Source organism: Bartonella sp. AA86SXKL (genome assembly GCF_042196885.1).
The window spans coordinates 422-793 of record NZ_JBHIRE010000254.1 but is presented as its reverse complement, the minus strand read 5'-3'; the positions used below and the strand labels follow the sequence as shown (position 1 = coordinate 793).

Below are 372 nucleotides of genomic sequence, written 5' to 3'. Positions count from 1 at the left end.
AAAGCGAGAGGGGGATACGAAAATGTAAAAAACGTGCAAAAGAAAAAAACACACAGGAAGCAGTTTTGTAATGGTATTACGGTTAAGTTTTATGGGGACACCTGATTTTTCTGTTCCCATTTTACAGGCTTTATTGGACGCTGGTCATGATATTGCAGCTGTTTATAGCCAACCTCCTCGCCCTGCAGGACGGCGTGGCCTTAAATTGATCCCCTCACCTGTACAAAATCTAGCAAAAGCAAAATCTATTCCTGTCTTTACACCTCAAACACTCAAAACAGCAGAACAACAAACCAAATTTACAGAACTTGCTGTTGATGTTGCCATTGTTGTTGCCTATGGACTCCTCTTACCAAAAACCATTCTTGAAAC

Annotated in this window: 1 protein-coding gene; it reads left to right on the top strand. The window is 40.9% G+C overall.

The genetic code is table 11. The features are described from left to right. Positions 1–70: 70 nt before the first annotated feature. On the top strand, positions 71–372 hold a 302-nt coding region (locus ACFIO5_RS11350; protein ID WP_375705463.1), incomplete at its 3' end, for a methionyl-tRNA formyltransferase.